General features: G+C 69.3%; 23 protein-coding genes and 1 tRNA gene. 15 read left to right on the top strand and 9 right to left on the bottom strand.

Annotated elements, in window-relative coordinates; genetic code table 11:
* The first annotated feature begins 4 nt into the window (after positions 1 to 4).
* From ACI3KY_RS09965 to ACI3KY_RS09930, 8 genes are all read left to right on the top strand, one after another.
* Positions 5 to 1192, top strand: a complete 1188-nt coding sequence (locus ACI3KY_RS09965; protein WP_404930017.1) for a glycosyltransferase — start codon at positions 5 to 7, stop codon at positions 1190 to 1192.
* Positions 1189 to 1848, top strand: a complete 660-nt coding sequence (locus ACI3KY_RS09960) for a DUF4956 domain-containing protein (RefSeq protein WP_404930016.1) — start codon at positions 1189 to 1191, stop codon at positions 1846 to 1848. The genes ACI3KY_RS09965 and ACI3KY_RS09960 overlap by 4 nt, the downstream gene beginning before the upstream one ends.
* Positions 1845 to 2741 carry a polyphosphate polymerase domain-containing protein gene (locus ACI3KY_RS09955; protein ID WP_404930015.1) on the top strand — a complete coding sequence of 299 codons (897 nt, stop codon included), beginning with the start codon at positions 1845 to 1847 and terminating at the stop codon, positions 2739 to 2741. The genes ACI3KY_RS09960 and ACI3KY_RS09955 overlap by 4 nt, the downstream gene beginning before the upstream one ends.
* Positions 2708 to 4459, top strand: a complete 1752-nt coding sequence (locus tag ACI3KY_RS09950) for a carbohydrate-binding domain-containing protein (RefSeq protein WP_404930014.1) — start codon at positions 2708 to 2710, stop codon at positions 4457 to 4459. Before ACI3KY_RS09955 ends, ACI3KY_RS09950 begins: the two co-directional genes overlap by 34 nt.
* 153 nt (positions 4460 to 4612) lie before the next feature.
* Positions 4613 to 4894, top strand: a complete 282-nt coding sequence (locus ACI3KY_RS09945; protein WP_404930013.1) for a Fe-S cluster assembly protein HesB — start codon at positions 4613 to 4615, stop codon at positions 4892 to 4894.
* Positions 4895 to 4967: 73 nt separating this feature from the next.
* Positions 4968 to 5594, top strand: a complete 627-nt coding sequence (locus ACI3KY_RS09940) for a hypothetical protein (RefSeq protein ID WP_404930012.1) — start codon at positions 4968 to 4970, stop codon at positions 5592 to 5594.
* 38 nt (positions 5595 to 5632) lie between these two features.
* Positions 5633 to 5705 (top strand) — tRNA-Arg (locus tag ACI3KY_RS09935).
* Positions 5706 to 6058: 353 nt separating this feature from the next.
* Positions 6059 to 6688 carry a M23 family metallopeptidase gene (locus ACI3KY_RS09930; protein WP_404930011.1) on the top strand — a complete coding sequence of 210 codons (630 nt, stop codon included), beginning with the start codon at positions 6059 to 6061 and terminating at the stop codon, positions 6686 to 6688.
* A 93-nt stretch (positions 6689 to 6781) separates the two neighbouring features.
* Here the strand turns inward: ACI3KY_RS09930 and ACI3KY_RS09925 are convergent, their stop codons facing one another.
* Positions 6782 to 6997 (bottom strand): three-helix bundle dimerization domain-containing protein, encoded by a 216-nt coding sequence (locus ACI3KY_RS09925; RefSeq protein WP_404930010.1) that lies wholly within the window; start codon positions 6995 to 6997, stop codon positions 6782 to 6784.
* Between the two features lie 238 nt (positions 6998 to 7235).
* Here ACI3KY_RS09925 and ACI3KY_RS09920 point away from each other — a divergent pair, with 238 nt between their 5' ends.
* Complete coding sequence (locus tag ACI3KY_RS09920; RefSeq protein WP_404930009.1) at positions 7236 to 7730, top strand: chemotaxis protein CheY; 495 nt, start codon at positions 7236 to 7238, stop codon at positions 7728 to 7730.
* Here ACI3KY_RS09920 and ACI3KY_RS09915 read toward each other — a convergent pair.
* The 5 genes from ACI3KY_RS09915 to ACI3KY_RS09895 form a co-directional block, all read right to left on the bottom strand.
* Positions 7684 to 8988 carry a M1 family metallopeptidase gene (locus ACI3KY_RS09915; RefSeq protein ID WP_404930008.1) on the bottom strand — a complete coding sequence of 435 codons (1305 nt, stop codon included), beginning with the start codon at positions 8986 to 8988 and terminating at the stop codon, positions 7684 to 7686. The genes ACI3KY_RS09920 and ACI3KY_RS09915 overlap by 47 nt on opposite strands.
* A complete protein-coding gene (locus ACI3KY_RS09910; RefSeq protein WP_404930007.1) occupies positions 8985 to 12932 on the bottom strand; it encodes a Pls/PosA family non-ribosomal peptide synthetase in 3948 nt (1315 codons plus the stop codon). Before ACI3KY_RS09910 ends, ACI3KY_RS09915 begins: the two co-directional genes overlap by 4 nt.
* Positions 12933 to 12942: 10 nt before the next feature.
* Positions 12943 to 13677, bottom strand: a complete 735-nt coding sequence (locus ACI3KY_RS09905) for a hypothetical protein (protein ID WP_404930006.1) — start codon at positions 13675 to 13677, stop codon at positions 12943 to 12945.
* Positions 13678 to 13862: 185 nt separating this feature from the next.
* On the bottom strand, positions 13863 to 14348 hold the full coding sequence (locus ACI3KY_RS09900; RefSeq protein WP_404930005.1) for a GNAT family N-acetyltransferase: 486 nt from the start codon (positions 14346 to 14348) through the stop codon (positions 13863 to 13865).
* Positions 14349 to 14373: 25 nt separating this feature from the next.
* Positions 14374 to 15600 (bottom strand): MFS transporter, encoded by a 1227-nt coding sequence (locus ACI3KY_RS09895; protein WP_404930004.1) that lies wholly within the window; start codon positions 15598 to 15600, stop codon positions 14374 to 14376.
* An 81-nt stretch (positions 15601 to 15681) separates the two neighbouring features.
* Between ACI3KY_RS09895 and ACI3KY_RS09890 the strand changes: the two genes are divergently transcribed.
* On the top strand, positions 15682 to 15987 hold the full coding sequence (locus tag ACI3KY_RS09890) for an ArsR/SmtB family transcription factor (protein WP_404930003.1): 306 nt from the start codon (positions 15682 to 15684) through the stop codon (positions 15985 to 15987).
* A gap of 110 nt (positions 15988 to 16097) precedes the next feature.
* On the opposite strand, the gene ACI3KY_RS09885 is transcribed toward ACI3KY_RS09890, so the two are convergent.
* From ACI3KY_RS09885 to ACI3KY_RS09875, 3 genes are all read right to left on the bottom strand, one after another.
* Positions 16098 to 17174 (bottom strand): glycosyltransferase family 4 protein, encoded by a 1077-nt coding sequence (locus tag ACI3KY_RS09885; protein WP_404930002.1) that lies wholly within the window; start codon positions 17172 to 17174, stop codon positions 16098 to 16100.
* The gene (locus ACI3KY_RS09880) at positions 17171 to 19315 is read right to left on the bottom strand and encodes a glycogen debranching N-terminal domain-containing protein (protein ID WP_404930001.1); all 2145 of its coding nucleotides are present in this window, start codon (positions 19313 to 19315) and stop codon (positions 17171 to 17173) included. The genes ACI3KY_RS09885 and ACI3KY_RS09880 overlap by 4 nt, the downstream gene beginning before the upstream one ends.
* 197 nt (positions 19316 to 19512) lie before the next feature.
* Complete coding sequence (locus ACI3KY_RS09875) at positions 19513 to 20766, bottom strand: amidohydrolase family protein (protein ID WP_404930000.1); 1254 nt, start codon at positions 20764 to 20766, stop codon at positions 19513 to 19515.
* Between the two features lie 99 nt (positions 20767 to 20865).
* On the opposite strand from ACI3KY_RS09875, the gene ACI3KY_RS09870 reads away from it, so the two are divergent.
* From ACI3KY_RS09870 to ACI3KY_RS09850, 5 genes are all read left to right on the top strand, one after another.
* Positions 20866 to 21342: a MarR family winged helix-turn-helix transcriptional regulator gene (locus ACI3KY_RS09870; protein ID WP_404929999.1), complete on the top strand. Its 477-nt coding sequence runs from the start codon at positions 20866 to 20868 to the stop codon at positions 21340 to 21342.
* Positions 21343 to 21512: 170 nt separating this feature from the next.
* Positions 21513 to 22259 (top strand): alpha/beta fold hydrolase, encoded by a 747-nt coding sequence (locus tag ACI3KY_RS09865; protein WP_404929998.1) that lies wholly within the window; start codon positions 21513 to 21515, stop codon positions 22257 to 22259.
* Entirely contained in the window at positions 22246 to 23625 is a 1380-nt protein-coding gene (locus ACI3KY_RS09860; protein WP_404929997.1) for a diguanylate cyclase, read from the top strand. The genes ACI3KY_RS09865 and ACI3KY_RS09860 overlap by 14 nt, the downstream gene beginning before the upstream one ends.
* A 193-nt stretch (positions 23626 to 23818) precedes the next feature.
* Positions 23819 to 24556, top strand: a complete 738-nt coding sequence (locus ACI3KY_RS09855) for an alpha/beta hydrolase (RefSeq protein WP_404929996.1) — start codon at positions 23819 to 23821, stop codon at positions 24554 to 24556.
* A 188-nt stretch (positions 24557 to 24744) separates the two neighbouring features.
* Positions 24745 to 26190: a DUF1254 domain-containing protein gene (locus ACI3KY_RS09850; protein ID WP_404929995.1), complete on the top strand. Its 1446-nt coding sequence runs from the start codon at positions 24745 to 24747 to the stop codon at positions 26188 to 26190.
* Positions 26191 to 26262: the final 72 nt, after the last annotated feature.

The raw sequence follows: 26262 nt of genomic DNA, 5'->3' as shown, positions 1-26262 counted from the left end.
CGCCGTGATCGTCCTCATCCCCGCGTACGAGCCGGGTCGCCGCCTCGAGCCCGTCGTCGCGGACCTCTTCGCCGCCGACCCCGACGTCGAGGTGGTGGTGGTCGACGACGGCAGCGGGCCGGCGTTCGCGCCGACGTTCGCACTCGTCGCCGCGTCGGGCGCAACGGTGCTGCGTCACGAGGCGAACCGCGGCAAGGCGGCGGCGCTGCGCACCGGACTCGACCACGCGCTCGCCGAGCACCCGGGCGACGATGTCGTGACCGCCGACGCCGACGGACAGCACACCGTCACCGACATCCTCCGCGTCGCCGACGCCCTCCGCGAGGATGCCGCCGCAGCCACTCCGGCGCTGATCCTCGGCTGCCGCGGGTTCTCGGGCCGCGTGCCGCTGCGTTCGCGCGCGGGCAACGCGGTGGCGCGCGGCGTCTTCCGGCTCGCGGCCGGATGGAGGCTGAGCGACACGCAGACAGGGCTGCGCGGCATCCCATCCGGTCTCATCGCCTGGGTGCGCGACCAGCCCGGCGAGCGCTTCGCCTACGAGCAGAACGTGCTGCTGCGGTGCCGCCGCGACGGCGTCGCGACCCGCGAGTTGCCCATCGAGACCGTGTACCTCGACGGCAATGCGTCGAGCCACTTCCGCCCGGTCGCCGACTCGCTGCGCATCATGCTGCCGCTGCTGCTGTTCGCGGGCTCGTCGCTGCTCGCCTTCGGCCTCGACACGGTTCTGCTGCTGGCGCTGCACGCGCTCACGGGCATGCTGGTGCCGTCGATCATCGCGGCCCGCGTGGTCAGCGCCTCGGTGAACTTCGCCGTCAACCGCCGCGTGGTCTTCCGCGCTGGTTCGACAGGCTCACCGACAGGACAGGGACGAACGCTTCGTCTCGCTGGCGCTCGCTCGGCCGAACTTCCGCGCCAGGCGCTGCGCTATGCCGTGTTGGCTGTCGCGCTGCTGGCCTCGAACGTGGTGTGGCTCGACGCGCTCACGAGGTACGGGCTGCCGCTCGTCGTGGCCAAGATCGCGACCGAGGCCGTGCTGTTCGTGACGAGCTACGGCGTCCAGCGCAGCTTCGTGTTCGGCGTCCAGCCGGCCCGCGCGGAACTCAGCACCGGAGCTGACGCCCGTCATAGCAACCGCATAGCGGCGACGACTCGACTGGATTCAAACGAACACCCCATCGGGAGGAACCCATGACCACCAGTGCGCTGATCCTCATCGGCATCGATCTGGCCGCCGCGCTCGTGCTGAGCCTTGGCCTGTACTACCGCCGGCACCACCGCCGCGACCTCGTCGTCGCGTTCCTGGGGGTGAACGTCGGCGTGATGGCCGTCGCCGCTGTGCTCGGCACCGCCGAAGTGGCGATGGGGCTGGGTCTGGGCCTGTTCGGTGTGCTGTCGATCATCCGGCTGCGCTCGTCCGAGATCACCCAGCGCGAGGTCGCGTACTACTTCGCGGCGCTCGCGATCGGGCTCCTCACCGGCTTGCCGCAGACCGACCCGTGGCCCGTCGCCGCGCTGGTCGCGCTCATCCTCGTGGTGCTGTGGGCCGCCGATCACCCTGCCTTTCTCGCACGCTCCCGCCACCAGGTCGTGCGGCTCGACCGCGCCGTCGCCGACGAGGGCGAGCTGCGGGCCGAGCTCGAGACGCGCCTCGGCGGCACGGTCACCTCCACCACCGTGCAGGAGCTCGACCTGGTCAACGACACGACCCTCGTCGACGTCCGCTACCGCGTCCCGCGCGTGGGCACGCGACCGGCGCGCGGCGACCGCGCCGCCCTCGACAGCGGCCGCGGCAGCGGCCGCGGCGCAAGCGCAGTCCCTGCGCCCGCTCTGGAAGGAGCCCGGCGATGACGAGCTTCGACCGCTTCGACGCCGTGGCGCTCGACGCGCTCGTGGCCGAGGCATCCCTCCTCACCCGCATCGACCGCAAGTACGTCGTGCCACTGGCCGACCTCGACCGCGTCATCACTGCGGTCGCCCCCGGTACCCGGGTGCTCGAGATCGACGGCGCCCGCGACTTCGCGTACGAGTCGGTGTACTTCGACACCCCTGACCTGCTGAGCTTCCGCATGGCCGCGCAGCCGCGCCGGCGCCGGTTCAAGCTGCGCACGCGCAGCTACCTCGACACCGGCACGTCGTACCTCGAGATCAAGACGCGCGGCGCCCGTGGCACCACGGTGAAGGCTCGCGACGAGTACGACCTGCGCGACCGCGACCGGCTCACCGATGACGCCCGCGACGACGTCGCGGACGCCTTCGCGACGATCGGGGTTGCCGCAGGGCGCGCCGACGATCTCGGCGCGACGCTGCTGACGCGCTACCGCCGCGCCACCCTGCTCGCGCCAGACGGCTGCGGCCGCGCCACCGTCGACACCGCGCTCGAGTGGATCGAGCCCGACGGGCACGGCTTCGCGCTCCCGGGTACCGCGATCGTCGAGACGAAGTCGGGCGCGCAGCCGTCGGGGGTCGACCGCGCGCTGTGGCGTGCCGGACACCGGCCGGCCACGGTCAGCAAGTACGCCACCGGACTCGCCGCACTTCACCCCTCGCTCCCCCGCAACCGCTGGGCGCGGCTGCTGCGCGGCCCGTTCGACGCTACCCACCGCGCCCTGCCTTCCACGAGCCAGCCCACGAGCCGGCCCGCCGTCCGCTCGACCCACCCGACCACTGCCCAAAAGCGCACCAGCGCCACCCCGAAGGAGGACGCCACATGTCCCGTCACCTCTCGCTCCGCCGCCGCCTGATCCTTGCTGCCGCGCCGCTGACCCTCACCGGACTCGTGCTCGCCGGCTGCGCCGTGCAGAGCTCGGCGGCGTCGACGACTTCGACGACGTCGACCGATGACACAGCGACCAGCGAGACGGCGACCGTCGTCGACTCCGACCTCAGCGCGGCGGCGGTGCTCGCGGCCAACGCCGACGTCACCGTCGTCGAAGACGACGAGTGGAGTGAAGCGGATGCCGGGGAAATCGCCCTCGACGGCACCTCCGCGTCGAGCGACTCCGATGCCGTGTCCGTCGACGGGTCCACCGTGACCATCACCGCCGCAGGGGTGTTCCGGCTCTCCGGCTCGCTCGACGGGCAGGTGGTGGTCGCGGCGCCCGACGACGCGCAGGTCGTGCTGATCCTCGACGACGCCGAGATCTCGGCATCCGATTCGTCCGCCATCACGGTCACCAGCGCCGACGATGTCGCGATCTTCCTCGCCGACGGAAGCGACAACAGCGTCTCGGATGCCTCGTCGTACGCCGACGACGCCGAGGCCAACGCCGCGATCTACGCCGACGCCGACCTCACGATCTCGGGCACGGGCACGGCAACCCTCGAGGTGTCGGGCAACGGCAACGACGGCATCGCGAGCACCGACGATCTGGTCGTCCTTTCGGGCACGATCACGGTCGACGCCGTGGACGACGGTCTGCGCGGCAAGGACTCGCTCACGATTGCCGACGGCACCATCGAGGTCACCGCCGGCGGTGATGCGCTCAAGAGCGACCAGACCGACGACGTCACGCAGGGCTTCGTCGCGATCACCGGCGGCTCGGTCGACGCCATCAGCGGCGACGATGGAATCGCCGCGGCGACGGATGCCGTCGTCACAGGCGGCACCATCACCATCACCACCGGATCGGATGCCTCGACCGCCGACGACTCGCCCAAGGGCATCTCGGCCGGTGTCGTCGTCGCGCTCGACGGTGGCGACGTCACCGTCGACGCGGTCGACGACGCCGTGCACTCCGATGGATCGATCGGCATCGGCGGCGGGACCGTCACCGTCTCTTCGGGCGACGACGGCATCCACGCCGAGCAGCGTCTCGAGATCCGCGACGGCGATGTGACCGTCGCTGAGTCGGTCGAGGGGCTCGAAGCCGCGGACGTCGCCATCTCGGGCGGCACGGTCGATGTGACCTCGAGCGACGACGGCATCAATGCGGCGAGCGGGACGGCGTCCGCCACGCAAGGCGGCGGTGGCATGGGCGGCGGCGAGCAGGACTCCGGCGAGACCCTCACGATCTCGGGCGGCACTCTGCGCATCGCCGCGGTCGGCGACGGCCTCGACTCCAACGGCTCCATCTCGATCACCGGCGGCACGACCGTGGTGAGCGGTCCGAGCTCGGCCGGCGGACAGGGGGCCCTCGACTCCAACGGCGCCATCGCAATCGACGGCGGCGAGATCTTCGTCGCCGGCTCGGTGCTCGTGACGCCGACAGGTGCGCAGCAGTGGGTGGCCGCGACGGCCAGCGGCTCGGCGGGCGACACCCTGGAGGTGACGGATGCCGCCGGCACCGTGATCGCCACATTCGCGGCCGACCAGGGCTTCGGCGCCGTGTTCTACAGCGGCCCCGCAGTGACAGACGGCGCCTCTTACGCGATCGCGGTCAACGGCGTCTCGGCCGCCACCGTGACCGAGGGCGTCAACGTCTCGGGCGGCATGGGTGGCGGGGGCGGACGCCGGCCGTAATCCCCGTTCCGGGTCGCCGCTGGGTTCGTCACCCGGCGGCGGCCGAACGTGGGAACTCCCTCCGAATGCGGCGCACTCGGCGCGTAGGGGTTGCATCGGCGCGGGGATCTCGGAATCGTGGCCGACTCGGAACCGCACGAGGAAAGGAAAAGCATGCTCACGCTGACCCAGACCGCCGCCGAGGCCGTCGAAGAACTCATCGCCCGCGTCCCGCTCGCCGAAGACGGAGGTGTGCGTATCCGCGACACGGGAAGTTCCGAAGGATTCGAACTGAGTGTCGTACCAGCTCCCGAGGCGACCGACACCGTCGTGCATGAGGGCGGCGCCCGCGTCTTCCTCGACGAGACGGCGGCTACGGTTCTCGAGAACCGCGTCCTCGACGCGGAGCTGTCGAACGACGGCGCCGTGCGTTTCGCCCTCGGCGACAAGGGCTGACGATCTCACGAAGGCCCCGGCGTCCGCTCATGGATGCCGGGGCCTTCGCATGCCCCTCCCTATTGTCGAAGCCATGAGAGGCGAGACCGTCGATGAGCGCGACACCGCGTGGGAGAGCTTCGATGCGCGCTACCGGGTGTTCGTGTACTCGGGCCCCGACGCCGTGGTGAAGACAGTCGACATTGTGGACGCCTCTCTCCATGACGTGCTGGAGTCCACGCGCGCTCTCGCCGAGAACGACCGAGACTTGTGGTCCCTCGCCCTCGTGGTGGACGACGCCGACCCGCGTGGACGCGGGCTCGTGTGGCTGTCGGGGATGGACTATCGCCGTGCTCCGGCATCCGCCTTCGAATGGCGCCTGCGTGCCGAGATGCAGAACCGCTACCTTTCCGCCCGCCGCCGCCGCGGGGAGGCCGTCGTGCTGCCGAACGGGCTGCGTGTGGTGCGGATGTTCTCCGAGTGGGGCGTGACGTGGCCGCTGTGGGAGTCCTTCACGGACAACTACCCGATGGATGCCACAGCCCTCGGCCTCTCGGACTCACTGGCTGCGGACCTCGCCGCCTGGAACGACCGCTGGCAGGATCGCGATCTCGATGATCCACCTCCGGCCGGCTGGCACGGTGAGGGGTGGGTGCTGTACGGCCGTTTGCAGGCCGAGCTGGACGGCATCGCCGAGGTGCGGCCGGACTTCGGGGACTGACGGGCCCTCACGATGAAGCCCGTAGACTGTCGGAGCCAGCCTCTGTAGCTCAATGGAAGAGCAGTTCCGTCCTAAGGAAACGGTTGGGGGTTCGAGTCCCTCCAGGGGGCAACGTGCCCTTTTCCGCCTGTGACCAGGGATATCTCAGGGGTTCGTGCCTCACGCATGAGGCGTGTCCCAGGAGCTTCTGGGCCACCTTCACATTCGCGAGGTCGTGTACTCGGTCGACCAGTGACTGGTCACTTTGGCCGCGCGGTCCCCCGCGACCAGGGCGCCATTTCGCACACAAAGGTCACAATGCTGTCGAGCGGTGCTCCAACAGGTTCGAGCAATGGCCAGCACCGCGATGCGCTCAGACCAACCACGTACGCCCTCTTGACCGCGATAACGAGTGATGGTGGAGTCGGCCGCGCGATTCGAAGCAGAATGACCGTATGCCGATTCCCCCGCGAGACCGAGGGCCAGTGCTGCTGAACTATCCCTTGAACGGGGTGTTTCGTGCACGGAACAGCCCCGCCCGGCGGGTGCCAAGCCATGGCACGCATCTGATGGGGACCACCTATGCCATCGACCTGATCCCGGTCGACTCCCGTGGGCGATCGGCGCCCTGGAGTTGGCGAGCCGTCGCAACGACTGAGCGACCCGAAGACTTCATCGGATTTGGTGCCACCGTGTTTGCACCCGGTGCAGGTGTGGTGGTCGTCGCTCACGACGGTGAGATCGATCACGAGGCACGGAGATCGCAGCTCGCACTTCTGCGCTACATGACAGGACAGGCCGAGCGGATAAGGCGCGGCCCTGGTGCGATCGCGGGAAATCACGTCGTCATCGACCTGGGCGACGATGGACCCTTCGTTCTTGTCGCTCATTTGCGGAAGGGGTCAGTCAGCGTCCGCGTCGGCGACCTCGTGCGCGACGGTCAGCCGATCGGGACATGCGGTAACTCGGGGAACAGCACCCAACCACATGTGCACGTGCAGGTCACGGACAGCATCGAATGGTCAACAGCACGCGGCATGCCGATCGCTTTCAGAACGATCGCTGGTGCTGAGCTTCCCGCTGAATCGCAGCTGATCACCGTAGACGACCACTGAACCGGGTTCTCCGTAGACCATCCTCATGCGGGCGGCGAACGAGAGCGGAGCCAGCCGCGAGCATTCAGCCGGGCGCCGTCCTACCGCACCGAGTCAGGCTTCCGAGCGTTGCTCCTGCTTGATGCGCTTCTTCACCTCTCGCTCGGCGAGCACCGGAACGAAGTCTCGGACTTTGGCATCGTCCAGCGTCGCGCGGACCGCATCGACGATCTCGATCGTGCGCTCCGAGGGGAAGTCGGGATATTTCTTCGTCATTCGCTCGACGAGTTCGCGAAATGCGCTGTCTTCGTCGATTCCCTTTTCGGCCACGGGTCCTCCTCGCGTGCTGGTCTGCGAATCGTAGCGGGCGAAGGCATCCTGCTCGTGCCCGCCCGGACACCGCACCAGAATGGAGACGACGAGAGATGGGGCAGGGCATGATGTGAGCGACAGCTATCCGCGCGCCGTGCGGGAGGGCGGACGTATCGAGCGCCGCCTCGCGAGCACACCGCCGACGCGGTTGCGGCTCGCATGGAAGGTCGTTCCGAGTGGCGTTGCACGCCGCGACGTGGCGTGGGATCTTCTGCGCGAGATGCTGGCACCGGGCGCCGAGCTGTCGAATCCCTGCGTGCGCTGCGGCGGACCACATGGTCCGGTTCGGACGACGGATGCCTCGGCTCGCCCTGCCGTCGCCTACGCGAGCGGCATTGCGGTCGCGGCGGTGGCGTCTCCCGGTGCTGGTGCATTCGCGATCGACGTCGAAGTCGAGATCGACACGGTGAGGGACGCCGCCGGGTTGAACGGGATCCTCGGCGATCGTGAGGGCGTGCGATTGCAAGACTGGGTGCGGGTGGAGGCGGCCCTCAAGGCGGATGGGCGCGGCCTTCGCGTCGACCCCGGCACCGTGACCGTTGATCAGATGCGCGATCAGGGGTGGCGGGCCGTCGTCCCGGGCGGACCCATGATCGCGGGATGGGACATCCAGGGGCCACCGGGCCTTGTGATCAGTGCCGCATTCAGCGAGGCATCGGGGGCAGTTCGGCTCGATCCAGCCACGTCGTGAGCAGCACGTCGACGTCTGGTCCCGCGAGCCGTACGGCCAGAGCGCGGAAGTCCGCGGTCGTCACCGAATCGCCGGCGCCCGCGCTCGCCCACTCGCGCAGGAGCGCGGCGAAGGCGCTCTCCCCCATGTGACGTCGCAGCGCATAGAGCGTCAGCGCGCCGCGCTTGTAGACGCGGTCGTCGAACATCAGCGCGGGACCGGGATCGGCCAGCACGAGATCCTGATCGAGCCCGGCGAGCCGGGCGTGGTGCTTTGCCGCCTTCTCACGGACGGTCTGGCGGCCGGATGCCTCGGACCACATCCACTCGGCGTAGCAGGCGAAACCCTCGTTGAGCCAGATGTCCTGCCACCGTGCGACGCCGACACTGTTGCCGAACCACTGATGCGCCAGTTCGTGCGCCACGAGGCGCTCCGATGCCGGATCCAGATGGTTGGCGCCGAAGACCGCCATCCCCTGGGCCTCGAGCGGTATCTCGAGTTCGTCGGGAGTCACCACGAGGGTGCAGGCGTCCTGAGGATATGGACCGAAGGCGGACTCGAACAGCCGCAGCATCTGCGCGACCGGCGCGAACGCCGTCGCCACCTCGTTGCGCAGCGCGGGCGGGTGGACGACCGTGATCGGGAAGCCGTCCGCGCCTTCGGAGCCCGCCAGCGTGGTGGAGACGTAGCGTCCGATGTGCAGTGCCGTGAGGTACGTGGCAGTCGGCACGGCGGAACGGAACGTGCGGGCTTCGAACTGCCCGCGTCGCGCCGAGCCGATGAGCGCCCCGGTGGCGACCGCGGTGTAGCCGGCATCCGTGGCGACCGTGATCGAATAGAGGGCGCGATCGTCAGGACGGTCGTTGCAGGGGAACCACGTGGGTGCGCCGATGGGCTGGGAGGCCACGAGGGCGCCGTCCTCGAGTTCTTCGAAGCCGATGGTGCCCCAGCGTGTGCGCCGCGGCGCGGGGGCACCGGCGTACGTCACCTCGATCGAGAACCGCTCCCCCGGCTCCATCCGCCGGGGAAGAACGACCCGGAGCTTGCGCGGTCCCTGGGCGTAGGCCGTCCGGCGCTCGCCATCCACTCGCACCCGCGACGCACGCAGCCCGATCAGATCCAAGGCGACCGACGACGTCGGAACAGCCGCGATCGCGTTGACGACGGCCCGCCCCTCGAGGCGGTTGGTGCGCACACGGTACGAAAGGTCGAGCTCGTAGGACTCGACGTCGAAGGTCGGATCGCCGCTCTGCGGTGCGTACGAGTCGTGGACGCTCACGATGTCGACTGGTACGCGCGCACCTTTACCGCACGCCACGGACCGATCGGATTGCCGCTCCAGCGCGAGCCGACGGGCACGGTCTCGCCGCGCATCACGAGCGACGCGGGGCCGACCGTCGCATGCGCACCGAGCGTCGCCCCCGGAAGGATGACGCTGTGCGGGCCGAGCGTCGCACCAGCCTCCAGTTCGACCGTGTCCATGCTCATGATTCGATCATGGAACAGGTGGGTCTGCACAACGCAGCCGCGATTGACCGCCGCGCCGTCACCCAGAGTGACGAGGTCGGGCTCGGGAAGCCAATAGCTCTCGCACCACACGCCACGCCCGATCCGAGAGCCGAGCGACCGCAGCCAGACCGCCAGAGCCGGCGTTCCCGAAGCGGCGCGCGCGAACCAGGGCGCCGCGACCATCTCCGTGAATGTATCCGAGACCTCGGTGCGCCACACGAAGCTCGACCACAGGGGCTGCTCGCCCGCGCGGATCGTGCCGACGATGAGCCACTTCGCCGCAGTCGACAGTCCTGCGGCCACCGCACCGGCGGCGAGCATGACGATGCCGGAGACCAGGAGGGTCCACACCGGGCCCACAGTCTCCCAGAGGGCGGCGAGGCCGAACAGCACCCCGAGGCCGATCGCGCACGTGACGATGACAGGCACGAAGCGGCCGAGTTCCCAGAGGGTACGCGCGATCCGAAGACCGACGGTGGGGCGGTAGGTGCGACTCTCATCGCCCTCCGCCGATAGCCGACGCAGACGCACCGCCGGCGATCCGAGCCACGAGGAGCCGGGCTTCGCCTTCAGCGGCGCGGACGACAGGACGGCGACGAGCCCGTCACGGGGCACGCGGTGGCCGGGCGCCGCCATCCCGGAGTTTCCGAGGAAGGCGCGCTTGCCGATCCGCACCGGTCCGAGCCGCATCCAGCCCCCGCGCAGCTCGTACGAACCCACCATGGTGTCATCGGCGAGGAACGCGCCGTCATCGATGCGCGTCATCGACGGGATGAGCAGGACAGTGGATGCCTCGACCTCGCGTCCGACACGCGCACCGAGAAGGCGCAGCCACACCGGGGTGAAGAGGCTGGAGTACAGCGGGAAGAGGACCGTGCGCGACGAGTCGAGCAGTCGTTCGATGCTCCAGGCCTGCCAGCCGATCCGGCTGCGCACGGGGTGGGTGCCCTCGTGCAGCCCGATCGACAGCAGGCGCACCGCGACGACGACGGATGCCGCGAAGACGATGCCGACGGCGAGGACCGCGGGCACCAGCCACGCGAGGGCGCCGAGGAACGCGTCACCCAGGGTCCCGGCATCCCGGATCCCCTGCGCGATCACCAGCCCGCCCACGGCGAACGACGCGAGCGGCAGCAGGGCGAGCCCCACCGACGACACCGCGTACGCCCAGAGCCAGCGTGTCGGTGCCGGAGCCCGTTCGGCGGGCCAGCCGGACTCGACGCCGCCGACGCGCTCTGCCGGAGATCCGGCCCATGACTGGTCTGCCCGCACACGGCCGAACACGGCCGAGCCTGGCGCGATGTCGGCGCGCTGTCCGACCCTGGTGCCCGGAGCCAGTGTGCTGCGGGCGCCGATCGTCGCGTCCGCGCCGATGCGCACCTCTCCGACGCGAAGGACGTCGCCGTCGATCCACGTGCCGGTGAGATCCACCTCGGGCTCGACAGCTGCACCGTCGCCCAGTTCGAGCATCCCCGTGATCGGAGGCAGCGTGTGCATGTCCACACCCCGCCCGATCTTCGCACCCAGCGCCCGCGCGTAGTAGGTGACCCAGGGTGCGCCGGCGAGGCCGACGGCATCGATCTGGTCGGCGATCTGCTCGGCCAGCCAGAGCCGCATGTGCACGCTGCCGCCACGTGGGTAATCGCCTGGACGGAGCCCGGCCAAGAGCAGTCGAGCCGCGACGACAGCGATGGCCATGCGCCCGAAGGGCGTCGCGAACACCGTCAGCCCGATCAGGAGCGCCCACCAGGGCGTGCTGGGCAGTGCTTCGAAGCCGGGTACGAGTTGGAGCAGCGCACTGGCTGTGAGCAGGTACAGCAGCCAGCGGATGCCGGTGATGATGAACAGCGGCACGCCGAGGAGAGTCTGCACCCACTGCGTGGCTCGCGGCGTCGGCACGGGTCGGTGGAACGTCGCCGGTCCGTCATCCTCCAGCGGTCCGAGCGCCTTGGCCATCGAGCTGAGGCGCGGCACGTCGTAGATGTCGGCCACGGAGAATTCCGGTACGCGCACGCGGATCCGGGAGACCAGCTGAGCGGCCGCGAGTGAGCCGCCGCCGAGGTCGAAGAAGTCGGCCGACCGACTGGGCACCGGCATGCCGAGCACGCTCTGCCATTGCTCCGCGAGCCAGGCCTCGGCGGGAGACAGCCCCGCCAGCGGCACCTCGACGCCGGGCAGCGGCCACGGAAGCGCCGCCCGGTCGACCTTGCCGGATGTTCGAACCGGAAGTTCGTCGACGACCGCCAGCAGCGGCACGATCGCCGCCGGCAGGCGCTCGGCCAGCAGCGCACGCGCGTGCGCCCGGTCGAAGTCCTCTCCCTCGTTCGCGACGAGATAGCCGACGAGCACGGGAACCCCGGCATCGGTCGATCGCACGGCGGCGGCAGCCGCGGTGATCCCCGGCAGGTCCTGCAGCGCCGATTCAACCTCGCCGAGTTCGATGCGGCGCCCGCCGACCTTCACCTGGTCGTCGGCCCGACCGATGAAGACGAGCCCTTCGGGCTCGTAGCGCACCAGGTCGCCCGAGCGGTACGCGCGATCCCAGCCGAGCGTCGGCATCGGCGCGTACTTCTCGGCATCCTTCGAGGGATCGAGGTAGCGGGCCAACCCGACACCGCCGATGATCAGCTCGCCGATGTCGCCCTCGGCGACGCGCGCGCCCTCGGCATCGACGACGGCGAGCGCCCAGCCGTCGAGAGGAAGCCCGATGCGCACGAGGCCGGCGTCGAGCGGCGCCGCGCAGGCGACGACGGTCGCCTCGGTGGGACCATACGTGTTCCACACCTCGCGGCCGTCCGCGGCCAGACGCGCGGCGAGTTCCGGCGGGCAGGCCTCACCGCCGAAGATCAGCAGCCTCACGTTCTCGATGGAGTCCTCCGGCCACATCGCGGCCAGCGTCGGAACCGTGGAGACCACTGTGATGCCCTGCCGGATGAGCCACGGGGCGAGATCCTCCCCCGAGCGCACCAGTGCGCGAGGTGCCGGTACGAGGCACGCGCCGTGACGCCACGCGAGCCACATCTCTTCACACGACGCGTCGAACGCGACCGAGAGTCCGGCAAGAACCCTGTCGCTCGGCCCCAGCGGTGCGTCCTGCAGGAAAAGGCGTGCCTCGGCATCGACGAACGCGGCCGCCGAGCGGTGGGTGACGGCCACTCCCTTCGGCACACCGGTGGAGCCGGACGTGAAGATGATCCACGCGTCGTCCGTCACCTCCGGCGGTGGAACGGTGACGACCGCATGGGTGCTCGGATGCGGCGCATCACCGGTGAAAAGCGCTGCGGATGCCGCCACCTCGGCGGCGTCGTCGGGCTGCGCCTCGGCGGAGGTATAGCCGCCGTCGGTGATGACACCCCGCACCCCGGCCTCGCCGAAGACCAGGCGCGCGCGCTCGTCCGGATCGTCCACGTCCACCGGAACATACGCCGCACCCGCGGCGAGCACGGCGAGGATGGCGATGTACAGCTCCTTCGAGCCGGACGGGACGCGGACACCCACACGGTCACCGCGGCGAACGCCTGCGTCGTGAAGCTGCGCGGCGGTGCGACCGACACGGGCCATCAGATCCCGATAGCTGAGCGACCCCGACCCGTCGTCCAGGGCGGAAGCTTCGGGATGCCGGGCCGTCGTCTCGCGCAGGATGTCGAGAAGTGTGCGGCTCGGCGCCGCCGACCCGGACCTGTCGAGTTCGAGCTGCGCTGGCCGCTCCCCCACCGGCTGCACCTCAGGACAGCAGCGCGACGAGCTGCGCCTTGCTCAGGCGCGAGTATCCCGTCTTGCCGGCCGCCCGGGCGCGATCCCGGAGCGCGGCGACCGTGAGCGTTGAGAGCTCGGATGCGGTGTCTTTCGGGCGGGACGCGGATCGTGCGGGCGTCTTGCGCGGGGGCACCTTGGTCTCGGGCGCGTCGACGGGCGGTGCCGATTCGGTCGCCGCGGGCACTGTCGCCGTGGGCGCCGGGGCGGTGGGCGCCGGGGCGGACTCCGCTGCATCCGTCTCGGCGGGACCAGCGAGCTCGTTCTCGAGGGTCAGTTGCGCGGCCGCTGCTTCGCGGTCCGCGCGCTCGGCCGCTCTCGCCGCCTTCGCCGCCTCCTTCTTGGCTGCCTTGGCTTGCGCCGCGCGCTCCTCGGCCTCGGCGGTCGCCCGCTCGGCCTCGGCCGCGGCGCGCTCGGCTTCCGCCCGCAGACGGGCCTTCTTCTCGGCCTTGGCAAGGGCCTGGGCCGTCGCCTTGACGAGCTTGTCGGCCGCTCGCGTGGCCCGCTTGGCTACCTTGCCGGGGGACTTCCGAAGCGCCTTCTTCGAGACGTCGGCGGCGTCCTTCGCGTCCTCGGAGAGCTCGCGCAGCTTCTTCGCCGTCTTGCCCGGCAAGTCCTTGGCCGCCCTCTTCGCCTGCTTCGCCGCGGTGGCGGCATCCTCCATCGCGTCCAGCGCCTGGCGCTGTGCCTTCGTCGTCTTGGCCATGGCCGAACCTTAGCGTGGCCGGGTTAACAGCCGCCGTGGCGCCCCTCTCACGAGGACACATGGATGCTGCGGCGGCATGACTTCGTCCCGCTCCTGACGCGGGACCGCGGAGTGGGCGTCGACTCCGGATGGATTCGGGTCGCTTCGATCGCGCAGGCGTACGACTACGAACAACGAAGCCGCGGTCAGCGGCGCTCGTCGGCGACAGCTCCCGTGACAGCGATCGAGTGGCGGGAGTACTGGCTGACCCAGAGCCCGGCGACGGGTTCGATATCAGCGTCATGTGTGAAGCCGAGAGCCTCGTAGAGGGCACGAGCTGGCGCATTGTCACGTCCGGTTGCCACGATGGTTCGCGCCTCGAGTGACATGACTTCGGTCACCAAGGAGGATCCGAGACCCCTTCGGTGATACCTCGGGTCGATCATGAGACGGTCGATGTCAACGACACCTCCCTCCACCGAGTACCCCAGGGCGCCCGCGATCCGGTCACCATCGAAGGTCACGACCCAGTGCAGCTGCGCCGATACGAGATCCTGCACTGATTCATGCAGTGGCGGGATTCGGTCGTCACCGATGAGCGCGGCCTCGAGGCTGTACGCGCGTCGCTGAAGTTCCCGCAGCTGCGGGGCAAAGCTGGTGACTTCTTCGGGCTGCAGTTCGCGCGTGATCATGACTTCCTATGTTGGCAGGACCCCGTCATGCCCCGCGCCGTACGCGCAGTCCGAACGCGACCCCCGCCAGGACCACGACGACCACTCCGTACCCCACGACCACTGCGGCCAGGCCGACCACCCCCACGAGGGCCCCCGCGACGACCGCAGGGACACCGAACGACAGATAGGCCAGCACATACAGCGCGGCGAACGTGTCCGCCCGCTCGGCTGCCGGAATCCTCGGCGCGAAGGAGGCGATCACACCGGAGAACACGGTGCCGAACCCCATCCCGGTCACCGCGGTGGCGACGAGGTAGAACGGCAGCGACTCGACAGCGAGTGCGAGCAGCGACAGCAGAGTCCCCATGCCGAGCGCTGCGGTGCCGAACAGCACCAGCGTGCGCGCGGTGTGCTTCCGCAGCGCGAACGCCGCCACGGCGCCGACTCCGGCGAGCAGCACGACTCCGAGCCCCTGCCACAAGTGCGCCTCCCCGCCGCGCTCGCTGCGGACGATGTTCGCTCCGAGCGACAGGAACAGCCCGCCTGTCGCCCAACCGGCGACCACGGCGGGAGCTCCACGCCAGAAGTCCGCGCGGATCGCCGACGGAACCGTCAACCGGAAGCGCAGCGAGCGCCACACTCCTGGCGTGCGGGGAGCCGTCTCCGGCACGATGAAGAACAGCACCGCGAGCACCACATATATGGTGCTCAGCGGAGCGAACACGTCGAGCAGCGCCTCGCCGCTCACGTCGAGCACCACGCCCGAGACCAATGCGCCGAGCGCAAGCCCGATGCCGGCGCTCAGCGCATTCCAGAGTCCCGCGATACCCGCTCGTCCGCTCGGTGCGAAGTCGAGAGTGGTCGCCGACAGCGCGGAGATGAGCAGACCGCTCGCCACGCCTTGCAGGATCCGAGCGAAGAACAACACTGCGACAGCATCGGCATGCCAGAACAGGAACATGCTCCCCGCGAGCAGCACGAAGCCTGCGATCACCACCGGTCGGCGGCCGACATGGTCCGACAGCGAGCCGGCGGTCAGCAGCGTGAGCAGCAGCGCCCCGGCGTACACCGCGAACACGGCGGTGATGACGATGGCGTCGAACCCGATGCTCTGCGCGAGCGCCGGATAGAACGGCGAGGGCGCACTGGCCCCGACCATCATCAGGATCTGCGCCGCGACCGCCAGGACGAAGCCGAAACGGGTGCGGTACGGCAGCCCTTCGTCTCGTTCCCCCCGCTCGACGACTGTGGTGGAGGCGGTGTTGGTCATGACAGCTCCCTTGGGGTTCGATTTTTCTCGAACTATCGGAGCGTACGTGCCCTTCCGGAATTGTTCAACTATTGTCGAACTATGTCTGGCGATCTTCCGCACCCCGAGCGCTCCGAGATCCGTCTCACGGACGTGCTGTTCGCGCTCAGCGACCCCGAGCGCCTCGCGATCGCACGCCAGCTCGCCGATGGTCCGCTCGACATGGCCGCCTGCCATGCCACTGACCCCAGCCTCCCGAAGTCCACCAAGTCGCACTTCATGAAAGTCCTCCGCGAGGCCGGCGTCATCCGCAACGAACCGAACGGGCGCGGGCGGATGCTGACCCTCCGGCGCGAGGATCTCGACGAGCTGTTTCCGGGATTGCTGGAGTCAGTCCTTCGGGGCTGAGCCTGCCGCATCCTGGCCGGCGGACCGCGCTGATCGCCGCGCCTTCGAACGGCGACGTGCGGAGTGATTCGAAAGGCGTGCAGACGCCTACCGGAGACGGCGAGCCGCAGCTAGGCGATGCGCGGATGATCCGTGCGCACGGCGGAGAGTCCCGCTTCGCCGAAGCGGTGCGGTTCGCGTTGCAGCATCCGCTCGAAGAGGGCGACGTAGTTCTGCGCCATCTGGGCGGCCGTGAACCTCTCCTCGACGCTGGCGCGACACGCCTCGCGGTCGAGCGAGCTCGCGTGCTGCAGCGCCGCCGCGAGCCCGGCCGGATCGGCGTCGATGAAGCCGTTCCGGCCGTGCTGCACGATCTCGGGCGCGGAACCGCGAGGTGTCGCGATGACGGGGGTCCCTGCCGCGAGCGCCTCGATCATCACCAGGCCGAAGGGCTCGTCCCACTGGATGGGGTTGAGCATCGCGCACGATGAGCCGAGCAGCGCGAACTTCTCCTCGGTCGAGAGCTCGCCGATGTACTCGGCGTGGGTGCCCAGCGCCGGGCGCACGACATCCTCGAAGTAGGCCCGCTCGAGCGGCTCGCGCATCTTCGCGGCGATCCGCAACCGGATGCCGGCGAGCTCGGCGACGCGGATGGCCTCCCGCAGCCCCTTGGCCGGATGCATCCGGCCCAGGAAGCACGCCTCGCTTCCGCCCGGCCCGATAGGGACGTCCTCGACACGGATGCCGTGGTGGATGACCTCGGTCACTCGGATGTCGCGCGAAGTCGAGGCCTGGTGGTGCGAGATGGCGACGAAGGCCATGTCGGGCGCGGCGGCGCCGTAGAGCTCGAGCACGATCTCTTCGAACGGGCTGTGCACGATCGTTACGACGGGCCGCCGTGCCGCGCTGCGCGCGAGCACCGGCCCACCGAGCGTGTTGTCGACGATGACGTCGACGTCGGCGAGCCCCGCGTAGGCGCGGATCAGATGACGCAGTTCCGGCGCGGTGCACCCCATCACGCTGTCGTCCGAGGGCGGAAACCCCGGCATTCGTTCGACCGGGCAGGTGCTGTCTCCGGATGCCGCGAGCACGACCTCGTGGCCGGCGGCGGCGAGTTCGAGCGCCAGCACGTCGATGAAGGACTCGATCCCGCCGTACGCCGGCGGCGGGATCGGGATCCAGGGCGGGGCGATGATGCCGATCCTCATCGCGCGGACCTTCGGATCGGGGCGGTCGATGCGCCGAGCGGGGTGTGATGCACCGTAAGGTGCGACGGCAGCCCGGTGATGGAGGCCTCGCCTCCCGAGACGTCGACCGAGATCCGCGAGCCGGCGAACGGGATGTTGCGCACGTGGATGTCGCCGAACTCGGGCGGCAGAGCCGGGGCGATCCATATCTCGTCAGTGGGCACCGACGGGTCGAAGCGAAGGATCGTGCGCAACAGCGACAGCGGCGCCGCCGCCGCCCACGCCTGCGGCGAGCAGGACGCCGGGTACACGACGGGCTGCGGGTACTGGTCCTGGTCGAACCCGCAGAACAGCTCCGGAAGCCGGCCGCCGTAGCGGTTCGCGGCGTCGAACAGGCCCACCGCGATGCGCTGCGCCTCCTCGACGAACCCGTAGCGCATCAGGCCGGCGGCCACGATCGCGTTGTCGTGGGGCCACACCGAGCCGTTGTGGTAACTCGCCGGGTTGTACGCCCCCATGTCGGACGCCAGCGTCCGCACGCCCCATCCCGTGAACATCTGCGGCGACATCAGCGCCTGGGCGACCTGCGGCGCCTTGTCGTCGTCGACGATGCCGCTCCAGAGGCAGTGCCCCATGTTCGAGGCGCACCCGTCGACCTGACGCTTGTCGCGATCGAGGGCGATGGCGAAGCAGCCGCGGTCGGGCATCCAGAAGCGCTCGTTGAACCGGACCTTGAGGTCCTCTGCCTTGGCGATCCACGCCCGCGCGCCCTCGTCGTCGTCGCGCATCGTGGCGAGGAGGGCCCGCGCGAGGTAGGCGGCGTAGACGTACCCCTGCACCTCGCACAGGGCGACGGGCGGCTCGGCGAGCGCGCCGTCGGCGAAGTTCACGCCGTCCCACGAGTCCTTCCAGCCCTGGTTGACGAGTCCGAAGTCGTTGAGGCGTGCGTACTCGACGAACCCGTCGCCGTCTCGATCGCCATCGCCTTCGATCCACTCCAGGGCGCGGTCGGCGGCGTCCAGCAGGTCGTCGGCGTCGTCGGGGAGCCCGCCCCACCGGGCGAGCTCGCCGAGGACGACCACGAACAGCGGCGTCGCGTCGATGGTGCCGTAATAGACCGACTCGCCGCCGAGCGCGAGGTTGGTGGTGGCGCCGAGCCGGACTTCGTGGAGGATCCGGCCCGGCTGCTCCTCCGACGCCGCGTCGTTCGTCGTCCCCTGCAGGTCGGCCAGCGTCCTGAGCGTGCCGAGCGCGAGCGTCGGGTCCAGCGGCAGCGCCATGTAGGCGGTGAGCAGAGAGTCGCGCCCGAACAGGGCCATGAACCAGGGGACTCCGGCGGCCACGACCGCCCGATCGGCGTGGTTCGGGTCGAAGATGCGCAGCGATCCCAGGTCGCGCTGACTCTGGCGGACCACCCGTTCCAGCGAGTCGTCGTCCATCGAGGCGACCGGCACCCCCGACTGCCAGGCGAGCAGCCGTCGCACCGGCTCCTCCTGCTCCGTCGGACCCTCGGTGGCGGGTGCCAGCGCGACCTGCTGGCCGTTGACCGTGGGCGAGACGACGAGCAGCTGTGTCCAGGTGCCGCGCGGCGGAAGCACGACGCGGAAGGCGATCCGGTCTCTCGCCACGCTCGCCTCGGGGGCGTGGACGACGAGTCCGAGCGGATCGACCATTCCCACGGCGTCGATGCGGAAGCGACCCGACTCGTCGCGCGTCGTAGGCCGCGGGATGCCGCGGGCCCGGCCCTCCTTGACCTCGAAGATGTCAGCGAAGTCGGCCTCGAGCAGCACCTCGACCCGGAAGGACATCGGATTGTTCGAGTAGCTGCGGATGGTGACGCGCTCCCGCAGTCCGCCGTCGACGCGGCGGTCGCGCTCCACCGTGAGCGGGGTGTCGGCGCGCCCGGGGATGTGTCCCGCCCGGCCGACGAACACCGCATGGTACGGCTCGGGGGTCAACGACGACAGCGATTCGATCGGTGCGCCGTCGACGAGAAGGGCCCAGCGCGACACGATCCGGGTGTCACGGAAGAAGAGGCCGTAGGGAAGCTCCGGGACCATATCGCCGTTCGCGCCGGATGTGCAGAACGACGCCCCCTCGAGGATCGTGACGGATCCGGCGCCCACCGGTGGCGCGAGTGTGTCCGCATTCCAGCCTGTCATCGATCCTGAACCTCTCGGGTGAGGGGGCGGCGCTCGACGCGCGACGCCCGTCTTCGGATGCCGCGACGCTAGGCTCGTCCGCCGCGGAGACACACGGGGATTGACCCCGCCGCTTCGCCGGTGTAGTCAATGCCGAGTCCCGAACGGCATCACCCGAACAGCCGAGGCGGTACGGGCGGGTCATCGGCCGCCGCGTCTCAGACAGCAGGCTGACGGATGCCGCGGCGCCAGACATCGCGGACGTTGAGGGTATCCGTGATCGTGGCGGTCGGGTCGCCGTCGACGAGGAGCAGGTCGGCGCGCCGGCCCACCGCGATCGTGCCGCGGTCGGTGAGACCGAAACGACGGGCGGTCACGGCGGTGGCAGCACTGATCGCTGTCGCGGGCGCCAAGCCGGCAGCGACGAAGTACTGCATCTCCTGGTGCACGCTGGCGCCGTGGGCAAGGCCGCCGAGGAAGGGCAGCGGCTGCGACACATCCGTGCCGACGAGCACGTCGACCCCTGCCGCGTCGAGGGCGCGCACGGTGGCGAGAACGTCCTCGAGCCGGCCCTGCGGATAGTGGTTGAAGCTGCTCCGCAGCGTCGAGTCCCACTCCGGGGAGATCTTCCGGGCCACGCGCGGGTCATCTGCGAGCGCCGACCCCGTGATCCCCATCATCGAGGCGTCGAGGACCACGCAGGCGACGACGAAGGCACCGGACTGCGCGATGGCATCGATGATCTGCGGCGTGTGGGGCCGGTCCATGAACAGGTGCGCCAGGCCGTCGATCCCCGCATCGATGCTCATCTGCGTGGCTTCGATGGTGAGCGCGTGCGCCACCGTCAGCATGCCGAGGCGGTGCGCCTCGGCCACGCCGGCGTTCAGCGTCGCCTGGTCGAGCATGGGCAGGCCGGGGTGGCCCTCGACGGTGCCGTCGTCGACCATGAACTTGATGTAGTCGGACCCCGCCCGACTGAGCTGACCGACGACGTCGACCGCCTCCTGCGGCGTGGTCACCTTGGCGCGCACGATCGGGTCGATCCGCTCGGGGCCGGCAGGGCGGGCACCGGGACCGCCCCGGCCCCCGCCGCGCTGGGGGTTGAAGTCCTTGGGGAAGAGCTCCTCGGGGTGCCCGCCGGGAGGGGTGAGCCCGAAGCCCGCGGATCGCACGTCGGCCACATTGTCGTCTTCGGTGATGTGGGCCCGGTCCCGGGCGGTGTTCGCTCCCTGCATCTCGAGCTCCGTCGTGACGCCGAACTGCAATGCCATCCGGAGCCCCGAGGTGTCCGTGTGCACGTGCGCGTCGATGAGACCCGGCAACAGCGTGGCCCGGGGGGCTTCGACGAGCTCGGCATCGGCGGGCGCGTGATCCCCGATGGACTCGATCAGCCCGTCAGCGATCACCACCGTCTTCGGGCCGAGGTCCGTCATGCCGTCGAAGACCCGACCGGCCACAATTGCTGTACGCATACGACTACCCATTCCTTACCGGAGCACCGCGGGACGGCGAGCTCACTTACGTGTAAACTAGCACATACGTGCAGAATGCACATACTTTGAGGAGATGTGATGCCCAGCCGCGATGACTTCTCAGTCGCCATGCCGACGGACGATGAGCTCCTGGAGAACATCGGAACGGCGTTCTCACGGCTGCGACGGCGCACCAGCGCCGTGCCCATCGATCCACCGGTCGCTCAAACCGACGTGCGGCGCGACCTCCTCCTCGCCATCGTGGAGGAGTCCGACGGACTGCTGAGCGTCAACGCGGTGGCCGCGGCGCTCGGGATGGAACGAACGGCCGTCAGTCGACTGGCGGCGTCGTGCGTGGCGGAAGGGTTCGTCGAACGTGTCGCCTCCCAGACCGACGGGCGCAGCATCACCCTGCGTCTCACCGCGCACGGCCGCGAGATCCTCGCGGGCTCCCGGCATCAGCAACGCCGGGCCTTCGAATACATCACCAGGGACTGGGACCACGAGGAACGATTGGAGTTCGCACGGCTGCTCCACAAATACGTCGCAGCCGCGAGCCGCGCAAGCTCCGAGTAGGAGCCTCGCCGGCGCCGGTCAGCGACGCTTCGTCGATTACGATTCTGCTGAGCGCGTCGTTCCGGCGCGACAGGCAGACGGGCTGGAGCAGATATATGTCGGTGCTCGGCACGCGTGATGCTCTGCGACGGAACAACGTCACCGTCTCCGGCGCCGCCACGGGTCGCGTCATGATGTTCGCACACGGATTCGGATGCAGTCAGGCGACGTGGGACCTCGTCGCCCCGCAGTTCGCTGCCGACCATCGCGTGATCCTGTTCGACCATGTCGGTGCCGGCGGGTCGGATGTGTCGGCGTACGACCCGGGCAAGTACGACTCACTGCACGGGTATGCGGAGGACGTCCTCGACATCCTGGACACACTGAACGTGACGGATGTCGTCTTCGTCGGTCATTCCGTCAGCGCGATGATCGGCATCCTGGCAGCCAACCGTGACCCTTCCCGGTTCGGCGCACTGGTCCTGGTGGGTCCGTCGCCGCGGTATGTCAACGACGGTTCGTATCGCGGGGGCTTCGAGCCCGACGACATCGCATCGCTGTTGGACTCCCTCGACAGCAACTACCTCGGCTGGTCGCGGACGATGGCGCCCGTCATCATGGGCAACCCGCAGCGGCCCGAGCTCGGCGAACAGCTCACGACGAGCTTCTGCCGCATCGATCCGCACATCGCGAGGCACTTCGCGCACGTCACGTTCCTGTCCGACAACCGCGCCGACCTTCCCCTGGTGAGCGTCCCGACTCTCGTGCTGCAGTGCACGGCGGACGCCATCGCTCCCGGCGAGGTCGGCCAGTACGTCCACGCGGCCATCGAGGGCAGCACTCTCGCCGTGCTCGAGGCGACCGGGCATGTGCCGATCCTCTCGGCACCGGATGAAGTCGTCTCCCGGATTCGCGAGTATCTCGGTGACCGGGCCTAGCGAAGACGCCTGGTTCCAGCGGGCGCCATGCGGTCTGGTCGCCACCTCGCCCCAGGGCGTGATCCTCGAGGCCAACGAGACGCTGCTGGAATGGACGGGCTTCAACCGGAAGCAGCTCGAGGGCAGGCCGTTCACGTCGCTGCTGGACCCCGGAAGCCAGCTGTTCCACGAGACCAGGGTCGCGCAGGCGCTGCCGTTGGAAGGTGCGCTCAACGAGGTCGCGCTCACCGTGGTGTGCGCGGATGACACCCGGCTGCCCGTGCTGATCAACTCCATCCGCGACACGGCGGCCGGTGTGGACCGCATCGCGGTGTTCAACGCGTCCGGTCGCATCCAGTACGAGCGGGACCTCTTGCACGCCCGCCGGGCGGCCGAGTCCTCGGAGGCGCAGGTGCGGGTCCTGCAAGAGGTGTCGCGCGCCTTCGGGGTCAGCGCGAGCGACGAGGACGTCGCGCAGTCCTTCGCCGAAGTCGCACGCACCGCGTTCGCAGCGCGAGAGGCCGGTGTGCTGCTGCTCGATGACGACGGCGAACTCCTTCTCGTCGGAGGCACCAATCCCCTCGCGGGACTGGTCTCCCCCATCGTCAGTCTGCGCAACAGCCCCGACGTGGTCGTCGTCGACGAAGGATCCGCTGCCGCGCAGTTCCCCGAACTCGCGACCGCACTGCGCACGACGCGTCTGGCTGCACTCAGCGTGATGCCTTTGCTCGACAACCATCGACGGATGGGGATCCTGGTCTGCTTCTTCGGACGTTCCCGACAGTTCGACGACCAGTTCTTCGATCTGCAGAAGGCGCTGGGACGCCAGGCCTCGCAGACCCTGGTCCGCGTCAGACTGCAGCGTCAGCTGGCATTCCTGGCTCTTCATGACCAGCTCACGGGCGTCGCCAATAGGCAGCTTCTCGAGCAGAGCCTCGAAGACGCCCTCGATGCCGCCTTCGCGCACGATGCACCTCTCGCCGTCCTGTTCCTCGACGTCGACGAATTCAAGTCGATCAACGACCGCTTCGGCCATGCCGTCGGCGACGCGGTGCTGGTGGAACTGGCTATCAGGCTGAGCGCCGGCGTGCGCTCCGACGACGTGGTGGGGCGAATCGGCGGCGACGAATTCGTGGCCATCTGCGCCAACACCGACAAGGCTGCCGCAACGACCATCGCGGAGCGGATCCTCCGTCTCACCAACGAGCCCATCGTGATCGACGACGGGACGGTCTCGGCATCCGTCAGCGTGGGAATCTCGATGTTCGATCCGCGCTCGCAACCCCGCCCCACCCCCGAGCAGCTGCTCGTACGGGCGGACCGCGCCATGTATGAGTCCAAAGGCGCCGGCAAGAACCGAGCCACCTTCGAGACGCCCGCCTCTTGAGGGCGCGGTCTCCGTCATGCGATCCTCCACCTCGGGTGCCCGCCCCTTCCCTGCTAGGCTCCAGACCGCCGTGCGACAGAACGAGGAGGTGATACCCATGAACGAATCGACGTGGGTGCTCCTCTCTGGGGTCACGGTCGGGCGATAGGTCGCTCGGGAGCGCCGCACCAGCGCACTCCCGAAAGGCACCACCATGCACTTCACCTCTGAACAGTGGCTCGACGACGGCGTCCTCGAGCGCGACTTCCTCCTCGGGGAGATCCCTGGCATCCTCTGGACGCCGGCATCGGCATCCGCTTCCTCACCTGTCCCCCTCATCCTGATGGGCCACCCGGGCGGTCTCGGGGCGATGCACCCGCGACTGGCGGCCCGCGCGAAGAGCTCGGCCGCCCAGGGCTTCGCCGCCGCCACCATCGAGCTCCCGGGCGCCGGCGACCGGCCGCGTCTCGCCGGTGCTGACGAAGCCCGCGATGACCTGCGTCGGGCGCTGCAGGCGGGCGAGCCCGTCTCGGGCGACATCGTGGAGCGTCTGGTCCTCCCCCTCGTGGAGGGGGCCGTGCCGGAATGGCAGGAGACATTGGATGCCGCGCTCGCGCTGCCCGAGATCGCCGGCCCCGTCGGCTACTCGGGTGGGCCGATCGCCGTCGGCATCCGTCTGGCAGCTGTCGAGCCGCGTATCGTGGCGGCCGGCCTCTTCGCCGGCAGCTACGTGCCCACCTCGACGTTCGACGACGCCCGACGGCTCACCATCCCGCTGCACGTGCTGCTCCAGTGGGACGATCACGGCAATGACCGACAGATGGCGCTCGACCTGTTCGACGCGTTGGGCTCCAACGAGAAGACGCTGCAGGCCAACATGGGCGGCCACCGCGGGGTTCCGTCGTTCGCCGGTGAAGACGCCGCCCGCTTCTTCGCCCGCCACCTGAGCTAGGAGCCCCAGTGCGCCGGCTCGGACACGAGTCGGCGCTCCGGTGCTCGCTCCCCCGGCATCGACTGGGCGAAGACGGAGACGGATGCCGCGGCCACCGCGGTGCGATCCTCACGCGAAACGGATGACGGCGTATTTCCACCGCCCTGCGAGACTCGCGCCATGACGAGTCACAAGGGGGATGCGCGAGCATGACGATCGAAGCGAACAAGGCAGCGAGTCTGACGACGGAACAACTCGCGGACGAATTGACACATGTCTCCACGCCCGACACATTGTCGACGCCTTTCGGAGAATTCGAGTTCTTCGATGGGGTTCCGAAGCCCGAATCGGTGCAATCGATATTCGACGGTCTGGACCTGGTCCGCGGCATCACCGCATTCCTGAATGCCGTTCCCGGCGCATCGCTCGTCGCCATGAGGCGCGGTCTGCGCACCGTCGGGGTCGACTCCCCCGACAAGATCGCCTACACCGATCCCCGGTGCACCTCCACCCCGATCTTCCTCACCCCGAACACGGAGACCACCTACGGTGTGACGTTCCTCGATCTCAAGGCGTGGGGACCCACCGTCATCGAAGCGCCGCCGCAGTCGCTGTGCGTCGTCGACGACTTCTGGTTCCGCTACGTCACCGACATGGGAATCGCAGGCCCCGACAAGGGCGCCGGAGGAAAGTATCTCTTCCTGCCGCCGGGCTACGACGGCGAGCGACCCGAGGGCTATTACACCTACGAGTCGCCGACGTTCACCAACTTCGTCGTGATCCGCGCGCTCGGGGGCGTTCCGGCCATCAAGCAGGCCCGCATCTACCGCCTCGGCGACGCCGCAACGCCGCCCGAGAACACGTTCGTCGACATCGGCGAGCAGAGCTTCAACACCGTGCACTCCAACGACTTCTCGTTCTTCGAAGAGATCGCGCAGCTCGTCGCCGAGGAGCCGACCACCGCTCTCGACCCCGAGCGAGCGGGCACGCTGGCCTCACTGGGCATCCGTCACGACACGCCCTTCGCCCCCGACGACCGCCTGCGCGGCATCCTGGACAACGCGGCCCAGATCGCGGCCGGAATGGCCCGCGCCACTCTCTACGCGGCACGCGACGCCCAGTCATTCCGTTGGGAGGGGTCGTCGTGGAAAGAGGGCTTCGTCGGCGGCAGCTATGAGTTCCTGGACGACGGCGCCCGCAACCTCGACGCGCGCACGCTCTTCCACTACGCGGCGACGGTGATCACCCCGGCCATGGCGCATGCGCAGGTCGGCGCCGGCTCCGCCTACATCTACACCGCAGAGGATGCCGACGGCGCCCTGCTCGACGGCGGCGAGACGTACACGCTCACGATTCCCGCCAACGCGCCGGCCAAGAACTTCTGGTCGATCGACGCGTACGACACGCAGACCCGCTCGCTGCTGCAATCCACCGCCTACCCCGCCGTGTCGAGCCTGTCCGAGGAGGTGCAGGCGGAGGACGACGGATCGCACATCCTCTGGTTCGGGCCGACTGCCCCCGCGGGCAAGGAATCGAACTGGATCCCGACCCTCCCCGGCAAGTCGTGGTGGCCGCTGCTGCGCCTGTACGGTCCTCTCGAGCCGTGGTTCGACATGACGTGGCGTCTGCCCGAGATCACCCGCCGGCAGGCCTGACACACCATCGAAGTTCATTCACATCGGATGAGTCGACCCCCGGGCCGAACCGTCACGGTGGAGATTCCAGAG

The organism is Microbacterium sp. ZW T2_14 (assembly GCF_044987405.1).
Taxonomy (GTDB): Bacteria; Actinomycetota; Actinomycetes; order Actinomycetales; family Microbacteriaceae; genus Microbacterium.
Note: the sequence above shows the minus strand (reverse complement) of the source record. Positions and strands in the feature narration are given on the sequence as shown.

Excerpts from the sequence above, each read along its gene's own strand:
- ACI3KY_RS09960 (WP_404930016.1), top strand. The coding sequence starts at position 1,189 with ATGACCACCAGTGCGCTGATCCTCATCGGCATCGATCTGGCCGCCGCG.
- ACI3KY_RS09955 (WP_404930015.1), top strand. The coding sequence starts at position 1,845 with ATGACGAGCTTCGACCGCTTCGACGCCGTGGCGCTCGACGCGCTCGTG.
- ACI3KY_RS09950 (WP_404930014.1), top strand. The coding sequence starts at position 2,708 with ATGTCCCGTCACCTCTCGCTCCGCCGCCGCCTGATCCTTGCTGCCGCG.
- ACI3KY_RS09945 (WP_404930013.1), top strand. The coding sequence starts at position 4,613 with ATGCTCACGCTGACCCAGACCGCCGCCGAGGCCGTCGAAGAACTCATC.
- ACI3KY_RS09940 (WP_404930012.1), top strand. The coding sequence starts at position 4,968 with ATGAGAGGCGAGACCGTCGATGAGCGCGACACCGCGTGGGAGAGCTTC.
- ACI3KY_RS09905 (WP_404930006.1), bottom strand. The coding sequence starts at position 13,677 with ATGGCCAAGACGACGAAGGCACAGCGCCAGGCGCTGGACGCGATGGAG.
- ACI3KY_RS09900 (WP_404930005.1), bottom strand. The coding sequence starts at position 14,348 with ATGATCACGCGCGAACTGCAGCCCGAAGAAGTCACCAGCTTTGCCCCG.
- ACI3KY_RS09895 (WP_404930004.1), bottom strand. The coding sequence starts at position 15,600 with ATGACCAACACCGCCTCCACCACAGTCGTCGAGCGGGGGGAACGAGAC.
- ACI3KY_RS09890 (WP_404930003.1), top strand. The coding sequence starts at position 15,682 with ATGTCTGGCGATCTTCCGCACCCCGAGCGCTCCGAGATCCGTCTCACG.
- ACI3KY_RS09885 (WP_404930002.1), bottom strand. The coding sequence starts at position 17,174 with ATGAGGATCGGCATCATCGCCCCGCCCTGGATCCCGATCCCGCCGCCG.
- ACI3KY_RS09880 (WP_404930001.1), bottom strand. The coding sequence starts at position 19,315 with ATGACAGGCTGGAATGCGGACACACTCGCGCCACCGGTGGGCGCCGGA.
- ACI3KY_RS09875 (WP_404930000.1), bottom strand. The coding sequence starts at position 20,766 with ATGCGTACAGCAATTGTGGCCGGTCGGGTCTTCGACGGCATGACGGAC.
- ACI3KY_RS09870 (WP_404929999.1), top strand. The coding sequence starts at position 20,866 with ATGCCCAGCCGCGATGACTTCTCAGTCGCCATGCCGACGGACGATGAG.
- ACI3KY_RS09865 (WP_404929998.1), top strand. The coding sequence starts at position 21,513 with ATGATGTTCGCACACGGATTCGGATGCAGTCAGGCGACGTGGGACCTC.
- ACI3KY_RS09855 (WP_404929996.1), top strand. The coding sequence starts at position 23,819 with ATGCACTTCACCTCTGAACAGTGGCTCGACGACGGCGTCCTCGAGCGC.
- ACI3KY_RS09850 (WP_404929995.1), top strand. The coding sequence starts at position 24,745 with ATGACGATCGAAGCGAACAAGGCAGCGAGTCTGACGACGGAACAACTC.